The 24,443-nt window shown below is 61.9% G+C and carries 18 protein-coding genes and 1 pseudogene; 11 read left to right on the top strand and 8 right to left on the bottom strand.

Annotated elements, in window-relative coordinates:
* Positions 1 to 32: 32 nt before the first annotated feature.
* Positions 33 to 1,850, bottom strand: a complete 1,818-nt coding sequence (gene mutL, locus J2Z31_RS09670; protein WP_209601681.1) for a DNA mismatch repair endonuclease MutL — start codon at positions 1,848 to 1,850, stop codon at positions 33 to 35.
* Between the two features lie 422 nt (positions 1,851 to 2,272).
* On the opposite strand from mutL, the gene J2Z31_RS09665 reads away from it, so the two are divergent.
* Positions 2,273 to 3,994, top strand: a complete 1,722-nt coding sequence (locus tag J2Z31_RS09665; RefSeq protein WP_209601680.1) for a response regulator — start codon at positions 2,273 to 2,275, stop codon at positions 3,992 to 3,994.
* A gap of 303 nt (positions 3,995 to 4,297) precedes the next feature.
* Complete coding sequence (locus J2Z31_RS09660; protein ID WP_209601679.1) at positions 4,298 to 5,632, top strand: putative bifunctional diguanylate cyclase/phosphodiesterase; 1,335 nt, start codon at positions 4,298 to 4,300, stop codon at positions 5,630 to 5,632.
* Between the two features lie 22 nt (positions 5,633 to 5,654).
* Here J2Z31_RS09660 and J2Z31_RS09655 read toward each other — a convergent pair.
* A pseudogene (locus J2Z31_RS09655) lies at positions 5,655 to 6,561 on the bottom strand (LysR substrate-binding domain-containing protein).
* 90 nt (positions 6,562 to 6,651) lie between these two features.
* On the opposite strand from J2Z31_RS09655, the gene J2Z31_RS09650 reads away from it, so the two are divergent.
* Positions 6,652 to 8,202 (top strand): trimethylamine methyltransferase family protein, encoded by a 1,551-nt coding sequence (locus J2Z31_RS09650; RefSeq protein WP_209601678.1) that lies wholly within the window; start codon positions 6,652 to 6,654, stop codon positions 8,200 to 8,202.
* Between the two features lie 163 nt (positions 8,203 to 8,365).
* Here the strand turns inward: J2Z31_RS09650 and J2Z31_RS09645 are convergent, their stop codons facing one another.
* The 6 genes from J2Z31_RS09645 to J2Z31_RS09620 all read right to left on the bottom strand — a co-directional run bounded on the left by J2Z31_RS09645 (position 8,366) and on the right by J2Z31_RS09620 (position 14,611).
* On the bottom strand, positions 8,366 to 9,004 hold the full coding sequence (locus J2Z31_RS09645; RefSeq protein WP_209602286.1) for a PRC-barrel domain-containing protein: 639 nt from the start codon (positions 9,002 to 9,004) through the stop codon (positions 8,366 to 8,368).
* A 469-nt stretch (positions 9,005 to 9,473) separates the two neighbouring features.
* Positions 9,474 to 11,198, bottom strand: a complete 1,725-nt coding sequence (locus J2Z31_RS09640) for an IlvD/Edd family dehydratase (protein WP_209601677.1) — start codon at positions 11,196 to 11,198, stop codon at positions 9,474 to 9,476.
* A gap of 174 nt (positions 11,199 to 11,372) precedes the next feature.
* Positions 11,373 to 12,257, bottom strand: coding sequence for an SMP-30/gluconolactonase/LRE family protein (locus J2Z31_RS09635; RefSeq protein WP_209601676.1), 885 nt, complete (start codon positions 12,255 to 12,257; stop codon positions 11,373 to 11,375).
* The gene (locus J2Z31_RS09630) at positions 12,257 to 12,892 is read right to left on the bottom strand and encodes a 2-dehydro-3-deoxy-6-phosphogalactonate aldolase (protein WP_209601675.1); all 636 of its coding nucleotides are present in this window, start codon (positions 12,890 to 12,892) and stop codon (positions 12,257 to 12,259) included. Before J2Z31_RS09630 ends, J2Z31_RS09635 begins: the two co-directional genes overlap by 1 nt.
* Before the next feature lie 31 nt (positions 12,893 to 12,923).
* Complete coding sequence (locus J2Z31_RS09625; protein WP_209601674.1) at positions 12,924 to 13,844, bottom strand: 2-dehydro-3-deoxygalactonokinase; 921 nt, start codon at positions 13,842 to 13,844, stop codon at positions 12,924 to 12,926.
* Positions 13,841 to 14,611 carry an SDR family NAD(P)-dependent oxidoreductase gene (locus J2Z31_RS09620; RefSeq protein ID WP_209601673.1) on the bottom strand — a complete coding sequence of 257 codons (771 nt, stop codon included), beginning with the start codon at positions 14,609 to 14,611 and terminating at the stop codon, positions 13,841 to 13,843. The genes J2Z31_RS09625 and J2Z31_RS09620 overlap by 4 nt, the downstream gene beginning before the upstream one ends.
* 138 nt (positions 14,612 to 14,749) lie before the next feature.
* Between J2Z31_RS09620 and J2Z31_RS09615 the strand changes: the two genes are divergently transcribed.
* The 8 genes from J2Z31_RS09615 (at position 14,750) to J2Z31_RS09580 (ending at position 24,405) form a co-directional block, all read left to right on the top strand.
* On the top strand, positions 14,750 to 15,568 hold the full coding sequence (locus tag J2Z31_RS09615; RefSeq protein WP_234939395.1) for an IclR family transcriptional regulator: 819 nt from the start codon (positions 14,750 to 14,752) through the stop codon (positions 15,566 to 15,568).
* A 303-nt stretch (positions 15,569 to 15,871) separates the two neighbouring features.
* On the top strand, positions 15,872 to 16,612 hold the full coding sequence (locus J2Z31_RS09610; RefSeq protein WP_209601672.1) for a helix-turn-helix transcriptional regulator: 741 nt from the start codon (positions 15,872 to 15,874) through the stop codon (positions 16,610 to 16,612).
* A 249-nt stretch (positions 16,613 to 16,861) separates the two neighbouring features.
* Positions 16,862 to 17,635 (top strand): LuxR family transcriptional regulator, encoded by a 774-nt coding sequence (locus J2Z31_RS09605; RefSeq protein ID WP_209601671.1) that lies wholly within the window; start codon positions 16,862 to 16,864, stop codon positions 17,633 to 17,635.
* Positions 17,636 to 18,103: 468 nt separating this feature from the next.
* Positions 18,104 to 19,261: an iron-sulfur cluster carrier protein ApbC gene (apbC, locus tag J2Z31_RS09600; protein WP_209601670.1), complete on the top strand. Its 1,158-nt coding sequence runs from the start codon at positions 18,104 to 18,106 to the stop codon at positions 19,259 to 19,261.
* A 408-nt stretch (positions 19,262 to 19,669) separates the two neighbouring features.
* Positions 19,670 to 21,571, top strand: coding sequence for a potassium transporter Kup (locus tag J2Z31_RS09595; protein ID WP_209601669.1), 1,902 nt, complete (start codon positions 19,670 to 19,672; stop codon positions 21,569 to 21,571).
* Between the two features lie 235 nt (positions 21,572 to 21,806).
* The gene (locus J2Z31_RS09590) at positions 21,807 to 22,949 is read left to right on the top strand and encodes a cell wall hydrolase (protein ID WP_209602284.1); all 1,143 of its coding nucleotides are present in this window, start codon (positions 21,807 to 21,809) and stop codon (positions 22,947 to 22,949) included.
* A gap of 286 nt (positions 22,950 to 23,235) precedes the next feature.
* On the top strand, positions 23,236 to 23,595 hold the full coding sequence (locus J2Z31_RS09585; RefSeq protein ID WP_209601668.1) for an AtpZ/AtpI family protein: 360 nt from the start codon (positions 23,236 to 23,238) through the stop codon (positions 23,593 to 23,595).
* 57 nt (positions 23,596 to 23,652) lie between these two features.
* Complete coding sequence (locus J2Z31_RS09580) at positions 23,653 to 24,405, top strand: F0F1 ATP synthase subunit A (RefSeq protein WP_209601667.1); 753 nt, start codon at positions 23,653 to 23,655, stop codon at positions 24,403 to 24,405.
* Positions 24,406 to 24,443: the final 38 nt, after the last annotated feature.

Below are 24,443 nucleotides of genomic sequence, written 5' to 3'. Positions count from 1 at the left end.
TCGATACCCTCGCCATGCCTCACGCGTTCCGTTCAACTCCTGCCGAACAGCCGCTCAATGTCGGCGAGCTTCAGTTCTATATAGGTCGGTCGCCCGTGATTGCACTGCCCCGAGCCGGGGGTCGCCTCCATCCGGCGAAGCAGCGCATTCATCTCCTCCACGCGCAACCTGCGACCAGAGCGGACGGAGCCGTGGCAGGCCATGGTCGCGGCCAGATATTCGAGCCGAGCGGCAAGGCCGTTTGCCGTGTCCCATTCCGCAAGCTCGTCAGCGAGTTGTTTCACCAGGCCGTTTGCGTCCATCTCGCCGAGCATTGCCGGTGTCTCACGCACGGCGATCGCCCCGGGGCCGAAACGCTCGATGGAGAGGCCGAGCCGCGCGAACCCCTGCGCATGTGCCATCAATCGGTCGCAGTCGTCCTCGGCAAGGTCAACGATCTCGGGGATGAGCAGTGCCTGCGCCGGCATCGGGCGTGAATGCAGCGCTTGCCGCATCGTTTCGAAGACGAGACGTTCGTGAGCGGCGTGTTGGTCGACGATGACGAGACCATCTTCGGTCTGGGCGACGATATAGTTCTCGTGAAGCTGTGCGCGGGCGGCCCCGAGCGGGAAAGAGGGTTCGAGGGCACCGTCCGTGGTCGGCGTCTCTGCTGCCGTGGCTGTGGCACGCGCCGATGGCTCTGCGAATGCGGCGAAGGCAGCCTGCGGTGGTTCTGCAAAGCCCGTGGGGCCTTCGTCGAAATGCATCGGGCGATACGGCGAGGCAGCAGCAGTCCAGGGCGTCTGCGGCCTTGGCAAATCCGGCCGATTTGGTTGCGGGCGAAAGGCCTGCATCAGCCCGTGCGCCCCGGTTGTCGCCGCCCGATCGCCGTTACGCGTGAGCGCTTCGCGCACCGCACCAATGATCAGCCCGCGGATCAGCCCAGGGTCGCGGAAGCGCACGTCCGATTTTGCCGGATGGACGTTGACGTCGACGAGGGCGGGATCGATCGTGATCGCCAGCACGGCAACCGGATGGCGCCCCCGTGGTATGGTTTCCGCATAGGCGGCGCGGATAGCCGCGAGAATCAGCTTGTCCTGCACCGGTCTGCCGTTGACGAAAGCATATTGCTGCAGCGAATTGCCGCGATTGAAGGTCGGCACGCCGGCAAATCCCGTAAGCTGCGCCCCCTCGCGTTCCGCATCGATCTCGATTGCATTGTCGCGGAAATCCTTGCCCAGCACCTGAGCCATCCGTGCCAGCCAATCGTCACCCGTCGCCGGAAATTCCAGCGTCGAGCGGTCGGAGCCGGAAAGCACGAATCGCACGTTCGGAAAAGCGATGGCCATTCGCCGCACAACTTCGGAAATCGCTGCCGCTTCGGCCTTTTCCGATTTCATGAATTTGAGCCTTGCGGGCGTGGCGAAAAAGAGGTCGCGCACCTCGACTACGGTGCCGGTATTGCCGGGCGAAGGACGAACCGCCTCAACCCTGCCGCCGGTGACGGCGATCGCAGCGCCTTCCTTTGCGCCGGCCGCCCGCGTGGTGATCAACAGACGCGCGACCGATCCGATCGAAGGCAGCGCTTCGCCGCGGAAACCGAGGGTGCGGATATCGATGAGGCTGTCGCTGATCTTCGACGTGCAATGGCGGCGAACCGAAAGTTCCAGGTCGGCAGGCGGCATGCCGCTGCCATTGTCGGTGACCCTCAGCAAGGTCTTGCCGCCGCCGGCCGTCGCAATCTCGATCCTGGTGGCGCCGGCGTCGAGCGCGTTCTCGATCAGTTCCTTGGCGGCGCTGGCGGGTCGTTCGATGACCTCGCCGGCGGCGATCTGGTTGATGAGCGTTTCGGAAAGTTGCTTGATGGTCATGACTCATTTTCAAGGATTCGGCGACCAAGGGAAAGGGGCTTCTCTTCCCTGCAGCGAGGCAGGTCCTCAAAAACACGGACGTTCCGCCACGAAGCCTGCCGGTTTAATCCCGCCTTAACGTTCTGCTGCGATTTTCCACAACGACCTGAATGATCACGGGTTTTGTTCTTTGGAGTATCGCAGCGGTGCTGGACGCTGCGCGCATGAGCCCGAAGAAATGCCGTCCTCGGTGGCCAGCATGTTCCAAATCAAAACGGCCGCTAGCGCGGGATGAGAAAAAGTGTGCGCGGTTTTCCGCCCGCATCCCGCTCTAACTTCAATCACTTCGATGATTTCAGGTCGCCTAGACTGAAGTCACCGTGATCTAGAGCGCCGCGTATGGTCTGTCGTGGCCATGGCGTGGCCGAGACGAGGGCAGGGCAATGGACGATGGGGCGCCGGGCGGCGCGGACATCATGGGGATCGTTCTGGAGTCGAGCTGCGACGCGCTAGGCCTGGCGCTTCTCGTCTGCGGCCGCGACGACACGATTCTCTTTGCCAGTGCTTCGATCGTGCAGTTCTTCCCCCTTCCCGCCCGGCTGCTCAAGCCTGGCACGCGGCTCCGAGATTTCCTCGGCGCGGTATATGATACCGGCGTGCGCCCCGGTACCCTGCCGGAAAACAGCCGTCGCCGCGCGAACCGCGAGGACTGGATTGCCGAGCACATGGCGCTCCACTGGCGCGAGCGCTACGAGAGTGTCGAGCGGGCGGGCCGCACCCGATGGATTTGCTTGCGCAAGCGCCGCCTGCCGAGCGGCATAGGCATCCTGTCGCTCACCGACGTCACCGAACAGAGAAAGCGCGAAGAACAGATCCAGGGCGATATCGAGCGCGTCGAGCTCACGGAGCAGATTCTCGATGCCCAGCCGAATCCGATTTGCGTCAAGGATCGCAACCTGAACTACATTGCGGTGAACAAGGCCTTCTGCGTCATTCATGATTTGCCGGCGGAGGCGATCCTCGGGCGATCGGCGTGGGACCTGCTGGATGGCGACATAGCAGAGCGCTTCGAGCAGTCGGATCGGCAGGTGCTGGCGACCGGCATGCCCCATGCGGAGGCCGAGCACATCGTGCGGGCAGACGGCAGCGACCTTTGGGTCGTGACCCGCAAGTATCGTGTCGGCATGCCCGGTCGGCATTTTGTCGTCACCTGCATGAACGACGTCACCGACATCGCGGCCTGGTATCACGGCGTCGGCGACGGCGGCAGTTCCGGTCTGCAAATACGCGATTACAGCATCTTCACGCCCGGCCAGAACTTCTACGATCCGTTCCACGCTCTGAATGTCCAGCAACTCGTCGACACGCGATCGATGATCGAGACATTGCCGGCACGGGGACTGCGCGTGCTCCTGATGACGGCCGATTTGGAGATGGAGGGGCGGATCGTGTCCCGCCTGCGCGGCTCGGGCCTGGACGCTTGCGCTGTCCGCAACGTAGAGGAGTTCCAAGCTTTTACGGCCGCCGCCGAGAGCTGCAGCGTGAAGCTCGATGCACTGCTCATCGACGAGGCGCTCGGCGGAAGGGACGTGATTCTTGCCTCGTGGCGGGACGGCGCACTGATCGAGGTCTCGTCGGCGACCGATGCGGGCTGCCTTCTGGCGGAGATCTTCCGCGCCTGCGCCGGGCCGCGGCCGGCGCGATCGCAGTTTCCGCAAGCAGAATTCGAGATATCCTTCGAGGACTGCGGCGCGGGCGCAACGGCCTCGTCCGAAGTGGACGTGCTGGTCGCCGAGGACAACCAGGTCAACCAGTTCGTCTTCACACAGATACTCGAGGGCCTTGGCGTTTCCTACCGCATCGCTGCTACCGGCAAAGAGGCGGTGGAATTGTGGAGGAAATTCCACCCGGCGATCGTGCTGATGGACGTTTCGTTGCCGGTGATGAACGGCTGCGAAGCTGCGATGGCCATTCGCGATGCCGAAAAACGAACCGGAGTCCGTACGCCCATTATCGCCGTTACGGTCCAGGCTCTCGATGTCGATCTCGATCGATGCAGGGCGTCGGGTATGGACGATCACATCGTGAAACCGATCAGCCCGGACATGATCGAGGCCGTACTCAGACAATATCTTCCGACCGGCCGGTTGCGCGCGGCCGGCTGATGATAATTCTGACGGTCGAGCGCTATCGGATTATTAACCCTCGATCGTCATCTTCCTCAGAATGGCGTGGCGAACGGCGCAAGTTGCGGCGATCCGTGCTGCGCCGAGCTGCAGCACCAGTGTGCCTCTCTAAGGGCTATGGCGCCGTAGGTGGAGACTGGCGGAGGGCATTACTGGAATGAACGCGTCAGCCGAGCACCTTTATCGCGGGACGCCCGATATTCGTTGCGGACGGACGGTGGTGCTGCGAGCTTGCGCGCCACGCCGTGCACATCTGTGGGAGCAAGGCGGGGGCGTGCCGCCATGATGCCGGCTGAGCTCGAAAGCCGCAATTTCGATAGAACTGCCTTCGTCGATTCATTGACCGGCCTTGGTAACGCGCAGCAGCTCCGGCGCAGCGTTTGCGAGCTAGCTGCCGAGCGTGCGGCCGACCCGGCTCCGTTCACCATCGCCTTCGTTAATCTCGACGGATTCAAGCCAATCAATGATTTGTTCGGCCCGGCGGCCGGCGATCAGATCCTTTGCCAGGTCGCGCACCGCTTGAGCGCTTGCGTGCCAGAAGGCGCAACGGTGACACGCACTGCTTCGGACGAATTCGGCATTGTCTTGCCGCTGGTCTTCGAGCGCAAGGGTGCGGAGAAGATCGGACAGCTGCTGAGAGAGGCGCTGTCCGCTCCGTTCGACCTTGGAGATCGCAGTGTCAGGCTCTCGGCCTCCTTCGGCTTCGCCGTTTATCCGTTCGCCGGCGACGCCTTCGAAGAGCTGTCGAAGAGCGCAGACACAGCTCTATATCGCTCTAAGAGGCGCGGCCGCGGTCAAATAACCGTCTATTCGCACGAGATCGCCCAAGAGATGAAGCGGGCAACGCAGCTCGAGCAGGCGCTGCGCAATGCGATCATCGCCGATGAGATCGACGTCCATTTTCAGCCGATCGTCAAACTGCGCAACGATGACGTGGTCGGATTTGAAGCGCTCGCCAGATGGTGCGACGCGAACCTCGGCTATGTCTCTCCAGCGATCTTCGTACCGCTGGCGGAAGAGCGGGGTTTCATCGATGCGTTGGCGGAAATGCTTCTCCGCAAGGCCGCCCAGGCGGCCCTGTCCTGGCCCAAGGAGCTGTTCCTCTCGTTCAATCTCTCTTCCGCGCAATTGACGGACATGTCGACGAGCAGCCGTCTCCTGACAATCGTCAATCAGGTCGGGCTCGACCCTCGACGTCTTGAACTCGAGATCACCGAGACCGCGGTGATGGCGGACGCGGACGTGGCTCAGAAGATCGTTGCCGAGTTCAGGTCTGCGGGCGTGCGCGTCTCGCTCGACGATTTCGGCACCGGACAGTCGAGCCTGGGCCGCTTGCGGGATTTTACCTTCGACAAAGTCAAGATTGACCGCGCCTTCGTCTCCGGCATCTCGGCCGATCGTGCTTCCGAGCATATCGTGAAGGCAATCGTATCCATGTGCGAGGGGCTGGAACTGGAAGTCGTCGCCGAAGGCATCGAACACCCTTCCGAGGCATTAAAACTGAAGTCGCTCGGGTGCGGCATGGGCCAGGGCTTCTTCTACGGCAAGCCCGCAGACGCCGTCGCGACGATGCGTTATCTCGCCGACCGCTATAGCGACGTCTCCGAGCTGCGCTGAGGCGAGGTTCTGCTCGTCATTATTAGGATCGACCTTGATCTAAGAGCCAGTCCCGGATGCGCCGCGCCTGACTGTTGAGTTCGCGCGATCGCGGCCAGACGATGTAGAAGGCCTGCCCTGTACGCAGCACGTGCCCGCCGACCGGCACGAGGGCACCGGAACGAACCTGAGGTAAAATCAGGTGCTCCCAGCCGAGCGCGATGCCCTCCCCAGCCAGCACCGCCTGGATCACCAATACATAGTCGTTGATCGCCAGCCTTTTGCCCTGGACGGGATAGGCCAGGCCGGCGCTTGCGAACCACTCGGTCCAGTCACAGGCGCGTCTGACCGGCTCTTCGAGATGGATGAGGTTGTGCCGCAGGAGATCCGTCGGCGTCTTAGGCACGCCGCGCGCCTCGACATAGGCGGGGGTCGCCACGGCGTTCACCACTTCCTCAGCCAACAGTGCTGCGTGATAACGCGGCCAATGGCTGGGATCACCGCCGCGAATTCCCAAGGGGATCGGCTCCTGGTCGAGATCGAGATCGCGTACACTCGTCTGGATGCGAAGGTCGATCTCCGGCAGGTCCTCGCGCAGCCGGTTGAGCCGCGGCAGCATCCACATCGAGGCGAATGCCGTCGAAGCGGCGAGCGTGACGTTTGTTTCGCGCCCCTTGGCGCGTAAGTCCTCCGCCGACTTCCGGACGCGACAGGCCGACGGAGACGTCCGCATGGAATTTCTCGCCGGCCTCCGTCAGCTCGACTGCCCGGTGTACGCGATTGAAGAGCGCGACTCCGAGCTGCTCCTCCAGGCCGCGGACCGCATAGGATACCGCAGCCTGCGTCATGCCGAGCTCGGCGGCGGCGCGGGTGAAGTTCTGGTGGCGGCCGGCCGACTCGAAAACGACGAGGCTTGCGGCAGAGGGGAGAAGGCGGCGCAGATTTTCCATAATCCAGGCTTATCGTATTTCCTGAATTTTTCCAGCGTTACAAGCACCTTCCACGTTAATACGATCATTTCAAATAATGGGAGATCAGTGATGGCAGGGGCGATCGAGGCGACCGGAAGCACCACGAGGCGGCTGCGAAGCGGGCGGCCGCAACGGCGGGATGGCGCCGCAAGGAGCCTTGGTGTCCCCTACATCGTCCGCAACATTCCGGCCTACGACATTCTCGGCGAGGATAGCCTCGTGCGAATCGAGCGGACGGCCGAGCGCATCCTTGCAGAAGTCGGTATCGAATTCCGCGACGATCCGGTGGCGCTCGACCATTGGCGGCGGGCGGGCGCGAAAATCGACGGTGCTCGCGTTACTTTCGAGCCCGGCATGCTGCAAGCGATCGTCCGGTCCGCGCCGGCACAATTCACCCAGCATGCCCGCAATCCCGCCCGAAGCGTCGAGATCGGCGGCCGCAATGTTGTTTTTTCACCCGCTTACGGCTCACCTTTCGTCATGGACCTCGATCAAGGCCGCCGTTACGGCACGATCGAGGACTTTCGAAACCTGATAAAGCTCGCCCAGTCGAGCCCGTGGCTGCATCACTCCGGCGGAACGATCTGCGAGCCGGTCGATCTGCCCGTCAACAAGCGCCACCTCGATATGGTCTACAGCCATATCAAATATTCCGACCGCGCCTTCATGGGGTCGATCACGGCGGAGAAGCGAGCCGAGGACTCGATCGAGATGGCCCGGATTCTCTTTGGCGCCGATTTCGTCGACCGCAACTGCGTCATCCTCGGCAATGTCAACGTCAATTCGCCGCTCGTCTGGGACGGGACGATGACGAAATCGCTGCGGGCCTATGCACGCGCCAACCAAGCCGCGGTTGTCGTGCCCTTTATTCTTGGCGGCGCTATGGGACCGGTCACCAATGCGGGCGCGATCGCCCAATCCTATGCCGAGACACTTGCCGGCTGCGCGCTAACGCAGCTCGAGCGCAAGGGAGCGCCGGTGATCTTCGGAAATTTCCTCTCCTCGATGTCGCTTCGGTCCGGGTCGCCCACCTTCGGGACACCGGAACCGGCGATCGGCAGCATGGTCGTCGGCCAGCTCGCGCGCCGGCTCGGATTACCCCTGCGTTGCGCCGGCAATTTCTCCAATTCGAAACGGCCGGATGCCCAGGCGATGCAGGAGGGCGTCATGTCGATGCTTTCCGCCGTGCATTGCGGCGCCAATTTCATCCTGCACTCGGCCGGCTTCGTCGACGGTCTGCTCGCCATGTCCTACGAGAAATTCGTGATGGATGCGGATTTCTGCGGTGCGCTCCACTCCTATCTCGCCGGCGTCGTCGTCGATGACAACACGCTCGCCATGGACGCCTTCCTCGAAGTCGGGCCGGGCAATCATTTCCTCGGCTGCGACCACACGATGCGCAATTACCAGACTGCGTTCTGGGACAGTGCCGTCTCCGACAACGAACCTTTCGAGAAATGGGCCGAACAGGGTGAAACCGACATGGCGCTGCGCGCCAATCGCCAGTGGAAGAAGACGCTTGCGGAATATGAGCCGCCGCCGCTCGACGTGGCGATCGACGAAGCCCTGACGGATTACGTCAGCCGGCGTAAGAGCGAGATGCCGGATGCCTGGTATTGATCCGCTGCAGGCCCGCGCGAGGTCTACGGAGACACGGGTAGAGCGGGACGCTCTCACAGGCGTTCGCACCGCCGAATCCGCCTGACTGCAAATGGTACAGGGCGAAAAAATTCCCGCACACCCGAGGGGTGCGCGGGAATGGTAACAGGATTAGCCGATCAGCTTACTGCTGAGGCTGCGCGGGCTCCGGCTGTGCCGGTGTTGTCGGCGTTACCCCACCCGTGGTTGCGGGATCGGTCTGCTGTGCATCGCGCTCGGCCATCAGCTGCGACCTGGTCTTGAATTCCGGCGCGGCCTTCAGCGAATCGGCCGTCTCAGTGGTCATCAGCTTGAGCGTCATGCCGTCTTCCTGCTCGCTCACTTCGATCTTCTCGAAGGGAACCGCGACGTTCTTCTCGCCAATACCCAAGAAACCGCCGACGCCGACCACGGCGGCCTCGACGCCACCATCCTTCCTGATGATCAGGTCGTTGATCTCGCCGATATTCTCATCATTGGCGTTGTAGACGGTCTGCCCGATGTAGGTGCTTGCGGAAATCGCATCCTCACCCTGTTCGGTCAGATAACCGGCGTCCGCCTCGGCTGTGGCCGTGGTGTCCGTATCGGCTGGAGCTGGGGTCTGGGCCTGCTCGCCGGTGGCCGGCGGTTGTGCCGGATCAACCGGCGCTGGCGTAGCCGGTTCAATCTGCTGGGTTTCGGGCGCTGGCGGCGTCGTGGTATCCTGTGCGAAGCTTATCGGGGCAATGGCAACGCCCACGAGAAGTGCGCCAGCGGCAACGGAAGATGTAAGAATCTTGGTCATCTCAGACTGCCTTTCGTTGACGTTGTCGAACACGGCGCAGCCCTGGCAATGCTACGCCGATGACACTCACAGCAACGCGCGGCAGCGAAAACGGTTCCGGAGAAAGTCGATTTTATAAGCCGAGAATTGTCTCTCATTCGGGCCGCTTCAACCACAAGGAGAGGGTGGACGGGACGGAAGCAATTGGCGAAGGACACCCGTCTCGAGCCGGCACGAGGCGTTCGAGGCGGCAGCTGCTGCACGCGCAATAAGAGCCCCAAAACACATGCAGAAACGACATGAGAAAAAGCGGGCCCTCCCGCCCGCATGCCCCTACAGCGCCGCGCGTCTTGTCAGACGCGCGAGGTCGCTGTAACCCCTTTGTTTCTGCGCATCGAGCCTTTCGAAAACCGGGTTCCGATTTTCGGGCCGATGCGTTAGCTCTCAGGATCGGTCACATCGGGATTCTCGCTCCCATCCGATGTGATATCTAATGGCTTTCGCGCTGCACCTCGCTGCCGCTCTTGCCGACGAGGAAATCGAGATCGGCGCCCTTATCGGCCTGCAGAACCGTGTCGTAATAGAGCTTGTAGTAGCCGCGCTGCCATTTCTGCTCCGGCGGCTGCCAGGCCGCCATGCGGCTGGCGAATTCCTCTTCGCTGATCAGCAGTTCCAATTCCCCTTTCAGCGCGTCGAGCCGGATGCGGTCGCCGGTTCTGACGATCGCGAGCGGGCCGCCGGCATTGGCTTCCGGGCTGACATGCAGGACCACGGTGCCGAAGGCCGTTCCGGACATGCGCGCGTCGGAGATGCGCACCATGTCGCGAACCCCTTTCTCGACCAGGCGGCGGGGGATCGGCATGTTGCCGACTTCCGCCATGCCTGGATAGCCCTTCGGTCCGCAGCCCTTGAGCACGAGGATCGTATCTTCGCTCACCGGAAGGTCCGGATCGTCGATATTCGCCTTGAGTTCCTCGATAGTCTCGAAGACATAGGCGGGGCCTTCGTGCGAGAGCAGGTGTTCGCTCGCTGCAGAGGGCTTGATCACCGCACCATTCGGCGCGAGATTGCCCTTCAGCACGCGAATGCCGGCAGCGGCGCGGAGCGGATTGTCAAGCGGTCGGATGACGTCGTCGTTATAGACCTCCGCGCCCTCCCAGTATTTGCTGATCGGCACGCCGAACACTGTCGGCGCATCCGCATGCATGAGGTGCCGGATGCGATTCATCACCGCCGGCAGTCCGCCCGCATAGGCGAGATCCTCGATCAGATACTTGCCCGAAGGCATGCAGTTGACGATGCAAGGTACCTGGCCGCCGACGCGGTCGAAATCGTCGAGACAGAGATCGACACCGGCGCGTCCGGCAATCGCCAGCAGATGCACCACGGCATTGGTGGAGCCACCGACCGCGGCATTGGCGACGATGCCGTTCTCGAAGTTCTTCTTCGTCAGGATCTTGGACAATCTCAGATCCTCGTGCACCATCTCGACGATCCGCTTGCCGGTCATATGCGCAAGCGCCATGCGGCGGGCATCGACCGCCGGCAGCGCCGCGTTGGTCGGAAGCGACAGGCCCATGGCCTCGACGATCGAAGCCATGGTCGTCGCCGTGCCCATGGTCATGCAGACGCCGGGCGAGCGCGACATGCCGCTCTCGGCCGCCATGAATTCCTGCATGCTCATTTCACCGGCGCGAACGGCTTCCGAGAATTTCCAGACGTCGGTGCCCGAGCCGATATCCTTGCCCTTCCATTTGCCGTTGAGCATCGGACCGGACGAGACGACGATCGTCGGCAGGTCGACGGAGGCCGCACCCATGAGTTGCCCGGGCGTGGTCTTGTCGCAGCCGCCGAGCAGCACGACGCCATCGATGCCATGGGCGCGGATCGCCTCTTCCACATCCATCGCTAGAAGATTGCGGAAGAGCATGGCGGTCGGGCGCATCTGTGTTTCGCCGAGTGACGAGACCGGGAATTCGACGGGAAAGCCGCCGGCCTCCCAGACACCGCGCTTCACGCCCTCTGCGAGAATGCGCAGATGGCTGTTGCAGGGGGTAAGCTCGGACCAGGTGTTGCAGATGCCGATGATCGGCCGTCCGTCGAACACATGGTCCGGAAAGCCCTGGTTCTTCATCCAGGACCGGTGAATGAAACCATCCTTGTGTGTCCCGCCGTACCAGTGGCGGCTTCTCAATTCTTTCTTCTTCTCGCTCATCCGCGCACTCCCTTTTCCATGAGCGATTCCTCGCCTTACCTAATTGTATGATTTTTTCTCGGCGTCGCGCCAGCATTTGTTGAATGCGGATGGAGGATTGCGAGGATCAACGCCTGGAGCGGGATGAGGAGAAGGCGTTCCGCCCGCATTCCGCCCGCCCCGTATCGTTCTGTGCTAGAGCAGGAACCCCGGCTCGTGGCGGCCCTTGACCTCGATTCCGAGGTCGAAGGTCTTGCCTGCGTTTGGATCGGCCGCTCGCGCGGCGTCATCAAGGTCCTGCCAGGCAGAGGTCACGAGCATTCGACTGGCCTTCGGACCGACGAAAGCGGGGCAACTCGGCTGCGTCGCCGGTACAGCGTACCGAGCGATTTTCTGGCCGTCGGGCTTGTAAACCTCGACCGCGCCGGCGCCCCAGCGGGCGTTCCAGATCAGCCCGTCCGCATCGCACACCGCACCGTCGACACCGCCCGGTGCGGTGCTCTCGTCTGAGAGAATGACGGGCTCGCCCGTCGGGAGCGCGCTCGCTGGATCGATGTCGACGCGCATCAGGTGGTTGACGTCGGTATCTGTGAAATAGGCGGTGGCGCCATCCGGCGAGAAGCAGATCGCATTGGGGATCGTGATGTTGCCGAAGAGTTTCGTGATGCGGTTGCCGGCGACGTGGTAGATCGCGCCGGCATGTTTCTCGGCCTTCCGCCCCATGGTGCCGATCCAGAGCGCGCCGCAAGGGTGGACGCGGCCGTCGTTCGATCGATTGCCCGGTTTGTCCTCGATGGCCGCGAACGGGCTGAGCTGGTAACCCGCAGTGTCGCGGATGAAGAGCCCCTGGTCTGATGCGATCAGCTGCCGGCCCGGATCGATGTTTGCCAGCACGCTTCCGAGGAAGGGCAGGGGATGGATGGTCTTTCGCCCGCTTTCAAGGTGCAGCTCGTGCAGTTCCTGCCCCTTGATGTTGAACCACCAGGCTGTGCCGGTGAGTGGATCGTAAGTCGGGCCCTCACCGAGTTCGGACGCGAAATCGCAGAGTACGCGGCCGGAAAAGGGAATGAGCTCGGACATCAGGCGGCTCCATAGACAGCGTCGTAGGCTGCAAGCGTGGCGATTGCCCGCTGCCTGACCTCAGCAGCGCTCATACCCGGTTTATAGAGGCTTGAGCCGAGGCCGAAGCTGCGGACGCCGATCTGCGCATAGGCGGCGAAATTCGCTTCCGAAACGCCGCCGACGGCGGCGATCTCGATATCCTTCGGAAGCACGGCGCGGATCGCCTGAATCCCAGACGGACCGAGCACGCTGGCCGGGAAAAATTTGAGCCCGCTCGCGCCCGCATCCGCCGCCGCCAGTGCTTCCGTCGGGGTGAAGACACCCGGCATCGTCACCATACCCTTGGCCGTCGCCAGCCGGATGACCGCCGGTTCGACATTGGGACTGACCATCAGCCGTCCGCCGACGTTGGCAAGCTCGTCAACTTGTGCCGTCGTCAAGACAGTGCCCGCGCCGATGAGGCAGCCAGCCGGCGCCATCTTCACTGCGGTTTCGATCGATCGGAACGGATCTGGCGAGTTGAGCGGAATCTCAATTGCCGTGAAACCCGTTTCGATGAGGGCGCCGACCACGCCCTCCGTTTCCTCCGGCTTCAAGCCTCGAAGAATAGCGATCAGCGGATGTTTCATTGGGGGCAAGGGAATGCGGTTCATTCTTGTTCTTTCCATCGAAGCGGCCCGATCATCACACGGGCCAAATTGTCTGGGCCGCGGCCGAGAGTCCGGCTCGAACCGCCTCGTCGGCGTCGACGAGCTGCAGAGCGAAACCCTGGCTTTCCAAGGCTGCGCGATAGAGCGCGCCCAGCCGCCCGGAGCCCACAAGGCAGATGCCGTCGACGGATTCCACCGAGGCGAGCGCTCCCGCGATTTCGAGGCCGATCAGTGTACCTGACAGACGCGCCTTGGCTTCGGCGGCACTCACGCCGTGGAGCAGCTGCCCCGCCCGGACGGCGAAGATCATGTTCGTCGCTAGAGCAGGGGAATCCTTCGCCCGTGCCACGGCATAGAGGAAAGCGGAATCATCGGCTTCGATGGCTTCGGCATCGGCCACCGCATGGCTCAAGATCGTGTGGCGCGAAATGACCTCGAACAATTCGCCGGTCATGAAAGTGGAAAAGCCTTCAACCGTTTCATCGCAAAGCCGGACCCACTTGCTGTGGGTCCCGGGCATGCAGACGAGATAGCGTCCTCGACCGAGCATTCCTGTGGCGCCGAGAAGTTGCGTTTCCTCTCCACGCATGACGTCGGGGCAACGCCCGTCACGCTGGGCCAGGCCTGGGAGAATGCGTATGTCGCGGTCGACGTCCGGGACCGCAATTGCTTTACCGGCGATCGCCGCAAGCGCGGCCGGCGCGTCGACGTAGCCGGCTTCCTTCCAGCCCTGTCGGGCGCCAGCCATGCCGCAGATGACGACCGGCAAGTGAGGGGGGGCGTCAACGGCGCTGAGATGGCTGTCGAGGACTGCGTGGAAGCCGGTTTTCGCGGCTGTGGTCATGCCTTCCCCGCTGCGGCGCTCGGCAAGCACACTTCCGTCCTCGCCGATGATCCATAACCGGAAACTCGAGGTTCCCCAGTCCACCGCGGCGTAATAGCCTCGTCTCGTCAAAATACGCCTCCGTCGATAATCATGGTCTGGGCCGTCATTGCCGCCGAGCTATCAGAGGCCAGAAAGAGGCACGGCCCCACGAGGTCTTCGGCGGTCAACATGCGCTTCAGACACTGCCGCTCCTGCATCTCAGCGATCGCTTCGTCGCTAAGCCATAGCCGCCTCTGCCGCTCAGTCACGATCATGCCCGGCAGAACGGCGTTGACGCGGATATTGTCTGGACCGAGTTTTCCCGCAAGCGATTTCGTAAGGCCGATAATTCCCGCCTTCGCCGTGGCATAGGCCGGTATCTCGGACATGTTCAGCATAAAGGCGATGGATGAGAAGTTGATGATCGATCCGCCGCCCTCCCGGCGCATGTGCGGCGCCACCGTCTGGCTCATGAAAAAGAAATGTCTGAGATTGACGGAAAGGCTTTCGTCCCAGCTTGCCTCGGTCACGTCCTCGAGTTCTTGGCGATCGTCGCGCGCGGCATTGTTGACGAGGACGTGGATTGAACCGAGCGAGGCGATGGCCGCCTCCGCGGCTGCCTTACCGGCTGCGACGTCTCGGAGATCGGCGGCAAAATACTCGGGTTTCCGACCTGTTTCGGAGGCAAGTCTTTCGGAAAGCGAGCGGCTCGCCTCTTCGGCGATATCGATGAAAGCGACACGCGCTCCTTGCCGCAGGAAGCCTTCGACGAGCGCGGCCCCGATGCCGGATGCACCGCCGGTGACCAGCACGCCGCGATTGCCGAGGTCGGGGAACTGGCTAGTAGGTAAGCTCATGAGTGGGCTTCTCCCGAAGGCCGCGGATGCAACCTAGTTCCAGCATGTGGAACAGCTTTTTATTTTCTGGAATTATCGCGTTGGTAGCTTTAATCTGTCAAGGTGGCGCGACGCCGGAGAGCAGGTGGAATGACCCCAATGGAAATGACCCCCGAGGAAAACGGCTATCTCGAGAGGGAAGGGGCGGGGACCGGTACGCTCGGGAAGGCCATGGCCGTGCTGGAGGCCGTGGCGACGGCCGATCGGCCCCAGCGCTTCACCGATATTCTCCGCTCGGTCCGGCAGCCGCGCGGCACGCTGCACCGGCTGCTCGGCCATCTCGTTGAGGAGGGGCTGTTGGTGCAGCGGGGGGATCTTTCCTACGAGCCGGGGCTGCGCCTGCTGAAGCTTGCCTATCGCTCGTGGTCCGGCAACCGGTTCCGCGACATTGCCGCGCCATACCTCCTGCGCCTTCACGAAATGACCGGCGAGACGGTCCATCTCGGGGTCCTGCGAGATACGGAGATCATCTATGTCGATAAAGTCGAAAGTCGGCAGACGGTGCGTATGAGTTCGCAAATCGGCAAGGCATCACCGGCCTATTGCACGGGGATCGGCAAGGCGGCGCTTTCTTCGCTTCCAGAGCCCGAGGTGGAGCGGATCGCCGCCAGAATACAGTTCCACCCGTTTACCGAGCGCACCCACCGATCAGCCGCGGCGTTGCTTGCAGAAATCGAAGAAATTCGGCGTCAAGGCCATGCTTTCGACCGCGAGGAGCATGAAGCCGAGATCTGCTGCGTTGCTGCACCGATCGCCGTTCCCGAACACGAACTTGTCGGGGGCATCTCCGTAACCGGCCCTTCCTATCGCGTCAGCACGACGCAACTGGCGGGCTGGTCGGCAGATGTGCGCAAGGCGGCTAACGACATCGAGGAGGAACTCAGGATCCGGCTCGGGCCCGGACGGGGAGGAGCCTAGCGCTTCGCTGACGCCAGGTCCTTCCTGGACAGCCTACGGTAAATTAGAAGTTCCGACTGGACGAAACGGCTGCAGATCGATAGTTTCCGGTCGACAGACTCGACACCGACTGGTTGCACGATCGAGCGGAATTGGGTCCTGCAGCGGCCTTTGAGCGGATCGCTGCGGCAGGTGAAACGGATGCATGATTTTCTGACGGCGGACCGATTCGGGGCCGGCGGAAGGCGGAAGCAATGACAGCTTCTGACGGCGAAGGCGGTCTGCGCTCCCGCAAAGGAGGCAGGGAGCAGAGGCGGGTGCAAGATGATGGATTTCAACTCGGACATTTCTTCGCTGATCCTCCCCAACGGCCGTTCGGTGCCTGGGACGCTCGACAGCGAGGACCAGGTCAAGCATGTCCTTGAGCAAGTATCGAACGCCTATGGCTTCCGCGGCTTCATGGTGCTGTCCGTGCCGGATTCCGGATGCCGCAACCTTGCCGGGCAGACGCAACTGACGACCTGGCCGGCGGAATTTTACAGTCGTTATGATGGCGCCTCTTTGATACAAGGCAGTCCGGTCATTGAGCGGTTGCGACGCAGCACGATCCCCTTCACCTACGATGCGCACCAACTGGCGCGCCGCCGCCTGGACGGCAAGGGCGATGCCTGCGTCAGCGTCTTCGAGGCGGCAAACATTCCACGTGGCGTCTACCTGCCGGTGCACGATGCCGTGGGGAACCGCGGGGCGATCGCCTTCGGCGGCGACAGGCCCGTCGTTTCGAATGACGAACTGCAGGCCCTCAATCTTTGGGCAGGTCTCCTTTACAGCCGCTGGGCCTTCGCCAAGAGGCGCGATCGGCGAGGGCCGGGCAGCCTCTCTCGGCGCGAGATCGAGTGCCTACGCTGGGCGGCCGCCGGCAAGACGACTGTGGAGATGGCCAGGATCATGGCGCTTTCCGAGTATACGGTGAACCATTATCTGAACCGCGCGACCCGCAAGTTGGATTCCGTCAATCGCGTCCAGACCGTTGCCAAGGCGATTCGTGCCGGGCTGATCAACTAGCGCGGGATGCGGCAAGGCCAATGGATTATTCTTCGACCAAGGTCGGCCGTGTTGGCCTCCCTGCGATTCCATGGGCTGGGCGAAGATGAATCGAGTGGATTGCGACCGCGTTTTTCAACGCGGCCCCCTAGAAAAGGGGGATGTGTTCGGCGCCATGGGGAAATACACAGTCTTTTGCGAATGAAGGGGATGATTGCCGATACCACTGTTGGCATTGGCCGGCGGCTCGGGCTATTTGAGAATTGATAAATGTCATGGAACGGGCGAATGCAAGATACGATGACGGCCGGGATCACTGACGTCGATCTGCCCCGAGGCGGTGATTTCGCGTCCGAAATCGCGGCGCTCGAGACTCAGTTCGATATCATCCGCTACATGCGGCGAATCACGCAGATTTTCAGCTTCAAGACATTTCTCATTTGCTCGATACCGGCCATCGATATGGACCGGCTCTCCGCCGCCACCGTGATCTCGAATATGCCGGCCGAGCTTCTCAATAAGTACGACAGCCTCTCGATGTTGCGCTTCAGCACGGGCGTGCGGCGCTTGCGGGAGACGACGATGCCGTTCCAGGTCACGCTCGACGACTGGGAGCAGGAGAGCGGAAAACCGGCTTCGGCGGCGGAGTACATTGCCATGTTGCGTGAGAACGGCATCTTCCAGGCAAACTATTTTCCCGTTCACGATGCCGAGGGTGGTCGCGGCGCGGTCATTCTCATGGGGCCCGAGGCGGATTTGCCGATGACGGCGGCCATGGAGCTGCAGATGATTGCCATTCACGTCTACAATCGCCTGGCCGAGATCGGCTCGGTCTGGAAGAACTCCGGCACAACGCTCTCGGAACGTGAAATCCAGTGCCTGAGCTGGACTGCGGCTGGCAAGACAAGCGCAGAAATCGCCGGAATCCTGGGTCTCTCGGAGCACACCGTCAATCACTACCTCAACCACGTCACCAAGAAACTCGACGCCGTCAACCGGACGCAGGCGGTCGTGAAGGCGATGAAGAAGGGCTATATCAGCTAGCACTGGGCGACCAAGGGCCTACCGGCCCTTCTGCTCAACAAAGCGACTGCTCAACCGGTGGTCACGCCCTATTTTTGAGCAACACCAATTCCCGTGCAGCTGCGGGTATGAGTCCAAAACCACGAAAGACTGGGTTTTTGTGCCGAGCCGATATTGGCACGCATCCTGCATAATCGCTCTCGTGTCCAGAGGGGACCAAAAAAGACAGCGCCCACGAAGGTTGCGAACAAGCAGGGCCGCCGCCGATTACCTGTGATCCGGGGTGTACGGATCGGGGTAATTGGCTGGCGGCCCTCAATTTCTCGTCTGTTTCTCATCTATCGCATTGGCGAGCCGCTCCGCCTCTATTATCTGTTGCTTGGATCCTTAGATCGCTGTTGGATTTGAGGATGCAGGAGTCACAGTTACAGCTGCCGCGGCGCGCCGAGGGCCAGGCGCTGTTCACAGCAAGCGACGAGAGAGGGCGGCATGCCGGACGTAACCAGGGAAATGGTTCTTGAGAAGCTGCGGAGCGTTCGCGGGCCGGACATGGAAGGCAACATCGTCGACCTGGGTTTGGTCTCGGACGTCTTCATCTCGGATGGCAAGGCGTATTTCTCGATCACGGTGCCGGCCGAGCGGGCGAAGGAATTAGAGCCGATGCGGGCCGCCGCGGAGCGGGTGGTACGCGACATTCCAGGCGTGAAGGCCGCCATGGTCGCGCTGACGGCCGACCGCAAGGCAGCCCCACAGGCAAAGCCCGTCGAGCAGCCGCGCCCCGCGCCCCCCTCCGGGCAGCCGCAAGGCCACCGGCCGGCGGGCGGCGCGCCGGGAAAGGCGGGCATTCCGGGAGTGGACGCGATCATTGCGGTCGCGTCCGGCAAGGGCGGTGTCGGCAAGTCGACGACATCCGTGAACCTCGCGCTGGCGCTTCAGGCAAACGGCCTGAAAGTAGGTTTGCTCGATGCCGACATTTACGGCCCCTCCATGCCGCGGCTGTTGAAGATTTCGGGCAGACCTCAGCAGATCGAAGGGCGGCTCATCCGGCCGATGGAAAATTATGGGTTGAAGGTGATGTCGATGGGCTTCCTCGTCGACGAGGAGGTCGCGATGATCTGGCGCGGCCCGATGATCCAGTCGGCGCTCCTGCAGATGCTTCGTGAAGTCGCCTGGGGCGAACTCGACGTCCTTGTCGTCGACATGCCCCCTGGCACTGGCGACGCGCAACTGACAATGGCCCAACAGGTGCCGCTCGCCGGAGCCGTTATCGTGTCCACTCCTCAGGATCTGGCGCTCGTGGACGCCCGCAAGGGCCTGGCGATGTTCCGCAAAGTCGAGGTTCCTGTGCTCGGCATTGTCGAGAACATGAGCTATTTCATCGCTCCCGACACGGGCAAGCGTTATGACATTTTCGGTCACGGCGGGGCGCGCAAGGAGGCCGAACGCATCGGCGTGCCCTTCCTTGGAGAAGTGCCGCTGACCATCGGCATCCGCGAAACCTCGGACGCCGGAACTCCCCTGGTGGTCTCCGAGCCGCAAGGCGAGGTGGCGCAAATCTACCGCGATGTTGCCGCGCGGGTTTGGGAACAGCTCTCGGCGGCCCATCAGGGCAAGAGCCGAGCCATGCCCAACATAATTTTCGAGTAGACCTTTCGGTCCGCCGTCCCTGGTGTAAGTCCTTGATTTGTGACCAGCTACAAAGGTCCGGCGAGCCGTCTGGCCCGGGCACTCCCGCGCGAGGGAATGCTGCAGCGCAGCGAAAGCGCATTGATTTTCCGCGAAGGCTGCGCCATATGGCTTGCCGCTCGCGCGAGCGCGACCCGAGTGCCTATCTCGTCGGTCGCATGTCAAAGGCGGCTAAATGGTCACAGGATATTGCCCCGACGGCGAGGCTGTCGCTCTCTTAAGGCCACAGCCGCCGGCATTTCCAAACGCCGCCACGGCCGGTAACGTGCCGGAAAGCGCGTGGCACGTCAGCAATCCGCAGGCGCATGCGGCAAATTCTCTCCTCCCTTTTTGTTGGAAAGGCTGGCTTTAAGAGCCTGTTGGACACCCATGTCTGAACTGACCGTCCCTGCGGTAAACCGGCCCGAGAACGCGCGCCGCCTGCTTGCGCTGGCGCTCGGATCCGTCGGCGTTGTCTACGGCGACATCGGCACGAGCCCGCTTTATGCCTTTCGTGAGGCGCTGCGTCCGGTTGCGCATGACGGCGTTACCGACGCGGAGATCATCGGGCTGATCTCGTTGATGATCTGGTCGCTGACGATCATCGTGACGATCAAATACGTGCTCTTCCTGCTCCGGGCGGACAATGAGGGGGAAGGCGGCACTCTCTCGCTGCTGGCACTGCTGATGAAGTCCGCCAGCGGCCACACGGCGCTCTTGTTCTTCATGGGGATAGCGGGCGCCGCACTCTTCATCGGCGACGCGATGATCACGCCGGCGCTTTCGGTTCTCTCTGCCGTCGAGGGCCTGAAGCTCGTGACGCCGGCGCTAACCGATTATGTGGTGCCGATTGCCGTCGTGATCCTGCTGGCGCTCTTTGCGGTACAGTCGATGGGGACCGGAGCTGTCTCGAACTTCTTTGGGCCGGTTACGCTCGTCTGGTTCCTGGTCATGGGCGCGATCGGTCTCGCGCATATTGCCGACGACCTGTCGATTCTCGCTGCCTTCAATCCGCTCCACGCCGCTACCTTCATGATCAATGAAGGGTTTGTCGGCATCGTCGTGCTGGGCGCAGTCTTCCTGACTGTTACCGGCGCAGAGGCGCTTTACGCCGACCTTGGCCATTTCGGCCGCCGCCCGATCCAATGGGCCTGGTTCAGCATCGTCTTTCCGGCACTCACCTTGAACTATCTCGGCCAAGGGGCCTTCATCCTCGACAATCCTGAGGCAATGTCCGACCCGTTCTTCCTGATGTTCCCCAAATGGGCGCTGCTTCCCGTCGTCATTCTCGCGACGGCGGCAACCATCATCGCCAGCCAGGCGGTGATCACCGGCGCCTTTTCATTGACGCGCCAGGCTATCCACCTCGGCTTCCTGCCGCGCATGGCGATCTTCCACACGTCCGAGACGCATACGGGGCAGATCTACCTGCCGAACGTCAACGCGCTTCTGATGTTCGGCGTGATGGCCCTCGTTTTCGTCTTCGGCTCGTCCGAGGCTCTTGCGACCGCCTATGGCATATCCGTGACCGGCGCCATGGTGGTGACGTCGTTCCTGGCCTTCGAGTTCCTGCGTGTCCGTTGGAATTGGTCTGCCTTGGGGGCGGCGGCGGTCCTCTTGCCGCTCTTCGCACTCGAGTTCACCTTTCTCGGCGCCAATCTGCTCAAGATCCACGACGGCGGCTACGTTCCGATCCTGATCGCTGCGGCTTTCATCGTGATCATGTGGACCTGGAAGCGCGGTACGGAAATCCTCCACGCCAAGACGCGCCATATCGACATTCCCTTGGCGAGTTTCATCAAATCGATCGAGCGCGAGAGCGAGCACGCACCGGTCTGCGTGCCTGGCACCGCGATCTTCCTGACGAGTGACCCGGATTCGACGCCCGCCGCGCTTCTGCACAACATCAAACACAATCACGTGCTGCATCAGCAGAACTTCATCCTGACGATCCGCACCGCCAACGCGCCGAAGGTGCCGAAGGAAGAGCGCGTCAGCGTGCGGCAACTGTCCGAGCGTTTTGCCCTGCTCGAAATGAAGTTCGGCTTCATGGAGACTCAGAACGTGTCCCAGGCGCTTGGCTTTTTCCGCAAGTCCGGTCTGAAGTTCGACATCATGTCCACGTCCTTCTATCTCGGGCGCCGCAAGCTCGTGCCCGATGCACAGTCCGGCATGCCGCATTGGCAGGACCGCCTGTTCATCGCCCTTGCCAATGCGGCAATCGATCCCTCGGACTATTTCCGCCTGCCGACGAACCGCGTCGTCGAACTTGGCTCGCATGTGATCATCTGATCGCATGCGCAATACCCGCCGTTCCGCATTAACCAAACATCAAGGTTAATGCTTCATTTTTCAGGCTCGAAGGAAGCGGGCACGGTGAACCGCCTGACCGCTTCGTAACCCTAGCGTCTTGCGTGGAAAACCCGGCGTCGGCCCATTGGGCCGGCTTGCGAGAACGCGTGTGCGATTAAGAGTTGCGTGGAGCCGTGTCGTGCGTGAGAGTAAGAAGCCGCGTCGCAAGTTTCGTATGTCGCTCTTGGCCTGGCGTGCCCCCGCGATCATCGGGCTCGCCATTTTCCTAGCCTTCCCCTCGGCCGCCGCCTATGCCGACATTGCCACCTTTCTGTCCGGCATCAATCGGGGCGGAGAGCGCTGGCGTACTTATTTAACGCCTTCGCCGGCAGGTTCGGTGCATGATATCGAGATGGTTTTCACCGATCCGATCACGACCGGTGCACTTGACGGCGGCGCCGGCATGACCTTGGCCGATGGCAGTCGTGTGGCACTGACGGCCGAAACCAAGCATCAAAACGGAACGCCCGACGAGGATCGCGTCACCCGCAAATTGAAGAAGGGCCGCATCGTCGCTGTCAGTCCGGTGACGCCACCCAAGGATTTCAGCGCCGGCTCTATCCTTCAGCGCACAAGCTCGCTGATGGAGCCTGATGTCGGCGGCGCCGAAAAGATGGTGTTCGCCAAGCCGAAGATCAAAGGCAAGGAAATCGAGATCGCCACGGCGTTCTACCGCACACGGCCGCCAAAGCCGGACCCCGGCGTCTCGCCGATGCTCGCCAAGCTCGTGACCAATGAAAAGCCCGACATTCTCGCGACTGCCTATGTCCGGCCCAAACCGGACTATGCGCGTGAATCGCCTTTCGACTCGATTCTGCGAGAAGACCAGCACGGCGGACGTTTCATTCCCGACATTGCGCCTGACGACCACACCTGGGCGGCGACAGCCTTGCCGCCAACGGTCTTCAGCAAGGAGGAGCAGACCTGCCTTGCGGAGGGCATCTACTTCGAAGCCCGTAGCGAGCCTCTGAAGGGGCAGGCAGCAGTCGCGCAGGTGATTCTCAATCGTGTCCGCAACCCGACCTATCCGAAGACGATTTGCGGCGTCGTCTACCAAAACAAGCAGTGGCGCAATCGCTGCCAGTTCTCCTTCGCCTGCGACATGATCCGCGATCTGATCTATTCGCGTGCGCATTGGAGAACCGCCAAGGAAGTGGCGATGGCAGTGACCGCCGGCAAGATCTGGCTGCCCGAAGTGGGCTCGGCGACGCACTATCACGCGACCTATGTGAATCCGGCCTGGGCAAAGACGATGAAGCGAGTGGGCCGGATCGGGCTGCACATCTTCTACCGGACCTATGGCGGCGGCTGGAGTTGACCTGCGCCATCGATTCCAGCTTGCAGATTGGCACCCGCGGGCGGTGCGAGCCCCCAAGGTCGGGCGATTCCCGTTGCAGCTTTGTCGCAGGTGCCGCAGATTATCGAGTAAACCATTGAAAAAGCTGCTTAATATTGTGCACGCTCAATGCCGCTGCACGCCTTGACTATGCCGATGCCTAAAACTATGTTGCGCGCGACTTCAAAAGGGCCGAACGTGGCTTGAATGCCGCCGTTTGTATGACCGTGATCGCGTTTAAACCGCGTGGGCTGCAAAGGGGAGCCATGTGACGGAGAAGCCGGAAGAGAGTCTGGAGGCGCGGCTGAAGCGCCTTGGCGAAGACATTGCGTCCAAACGGGCGGATGTTTCCGACAAGGAGGAGGTGCGCGGAGCAGGAAGCCGCAAAGGCTACGCCGAGGCGATGAAGCTTTCGAGCGAGTTCATTGCCGGCGTCGTGGTCGGGGCGTTTCTGGGCTATCTTTTGGACCATTTTGCGGGTACAGGGCCGTGGGGCATGATCGTCCTTCTGCTGCTAGGTTTCTGTGCCGGTGTATTGAACGTGCTGCGTTCTGCCGATCTGGTGGCGACACCCGACCAGCGCGGAGGCGGCCCTGGAAATGAAAAGAAGGACGGGGACGAGGCCTGAGGCGTCGTCCGGAACACGGTTTCCGCTTGCGGGCGGGCAGAACGAAAGAGAAGCGCGGTGTCAAACGATCCGACCCATCAGTTCCTGGTCAACAAGATTGTCCCGATCGAAATTGGCGGAATTGACTTTTCCTTCACCAATGCATCGCTGTTCATGGTGGCGACCGTTGGTGCCGCTGCAGGCTTTCTCTATCTGACCACCTCTCAGCGCGGCCTCATCCCGACGCGTGCGCAGTCGGTGTCGGAGATGTCCTACGAGTTCATCGCCTCGATGCTTCGCGAGGGTGCCGGCAGCCAGGGAATGAAATTCTTCCCGATGGTTTTCTCGCTGTTCATGTTCATCCTGACGGCGAACCTGCTCGGCATGTTTCCCTACTTCTTCACGGTCACCAGCCAGATCATCGTGACCTTCGCGCTCGCTGTCTTCGTTGTCGGTACGGTCATCCTTTACGGCTTTTATAAGCACGGCCTGGGCTTCCTTAAGCTTTTCGTGCCGCACGGCGTGCCGGGCGCGCTTCTGCCGCTGGTGGTGGCGATCGAAGTCATTTCGTTCCTTTCTCGCCCCATCAGCCTTTCGGTCCGTCTCTTCGCCAACATGCTGGCCGGCCATATCACGCTGAAGGTTTTCGCAGGCTTCGTCGCCTCGCTCAGCGCTTTTGGCGCGCTCGGCATTGGTGGCGCGATCCTGCCGCTCATCATGACCGTCGCTCTCACCGGTCTTGAATTCCTGGTCGCCTTCCTCCAGGCCTATGTCTTTGCGGTGCTGACATGCATGTACCTCAATGACGCCGTTCACCCTGGAAGCCACTAAGGAATAACAGTCGCTCGCTTTTGGTCGGCTCGAGCCGC

Source organism: Sinorhizobium kostiense, assembly GCF_017874595.1.
In the GTDB taxonomy this organism is placed as follows: Bacteria; Pseudomonadota; Alphaproteobacteria; order Rhizobiales; family Rhizobiaceae; genus Sinorhizobium; species Sinorhizobium kostiense.
Note: the sequence above shows the minus strand (reverse complement) of the source record. Positions and strands in the feature narration are given on the sequence as shown.

Bases quoted from the DNA above. Each gene is read 5' to 3' on its own strand.
- mutL (WP_209601681.1), bottom strand. From the start codon at position 1,850: ATGACCATCAAGCAACTTTCCGAAACGCTCATCAACCAGATCGCCGCC.
- J2Z31_RS09665 (WP_209601680.1), top strand. From the start codon at position 2,273: ATGGACGATGGGGCGCCGGGCGGCGCGGACATCATGGGGATCGTTCTG.
- J2Z31_RS09660 (WP_209601679.1), top strand. From the start codon at position 4,298: ATGATGCCGGCTGAGCTCGAAAGCCGCAATTTCGATAGAACTGCCTTC.
- J2Z31_RS09650 (WP_209601678.1), top strand. From the start codon at position 6,652: ATGGCAGGGGCGATCGAGGCGACCGGAAGCACCACGAGGCGGCTGCGA.
- J2Z31_RS09645 (WP_209602286.1), bottom strand. From the start codon at position 9,004: ATGACCAAGATTCTTACATCTTCCGTTGCCGCTGGCGCACTTCTCGTG.
- J2Z31_RS09640 (WP_209601677.1), bottom strand. From the start codon at position 11,198: ATGAGCGAGAAGAAGAAAGAATTGAGAAGCCGCCACTGGTACGGCGGG.
- J2Z31_RS09635 (WP_209601676.1), bottom strand. From the start codon at position 12,257: ATGTCCGAGCTCATTCCCTTTTCCGGCCGCGTACTCTGCGATTTCGCG.
- J2Z31_RS09630 (WP_209601675.1), bottom strand. From the start codon at position 12,892: ATGAACCGCATTCCCTTGCCCCCAATGAAACATCCGCTGATCGCTATT.
- J2Z31_RS09620 (WP_209601673.1), bottom strand. From the start codon at position 14,611: ATGAGCTTACCTACTAGCCAGTTCCCCGACCTCGGCAATCGCGGCGTG.
- J2Z31_RS09615 (WP_234939395.1), top strand. From the start codon at position 14,750: ATGGAAATGACCCCCGAGGAAAACGGCTATCTCGAGAGGGAAGGGGCG.
- J2Z31_RS09610 (WP_209601672.1), top strand. From the start codon at position 15,872: ATGATGGATTTCAACTCGGACATTTCTTCGCTGATCCTCCCCAACGGC.
- J2Z31_RS09605 (WP_209601671.1), top strand. From the start codon at position 16,862: ATGTCATGGAACGGGCGAATGCAAGATACGATGACGGCCGGGATCACT.
- apbC (WP_209601670.1), top strand. From the start codon at position 18,104: ATGCCGGACGTAACCAGGGAAATGGTTCTTGAGAAGCTGCGGAGCGTT.
- J2Z31_RS09595 (WP_209601669.1), top strand. From the start codon at position 19,670: ATGTCTGAACTGACCGTCCCTGCGGTAAACCGGCCCGAGAACGCGCGC.
- J2Z31_RS09590 (WP_209602284.1), top strand. From the start codon at position 21,807: ATGTCGCTCTTGGCCTGGCGTGCCCCCGCGATCATCGGGCTCGCCATT.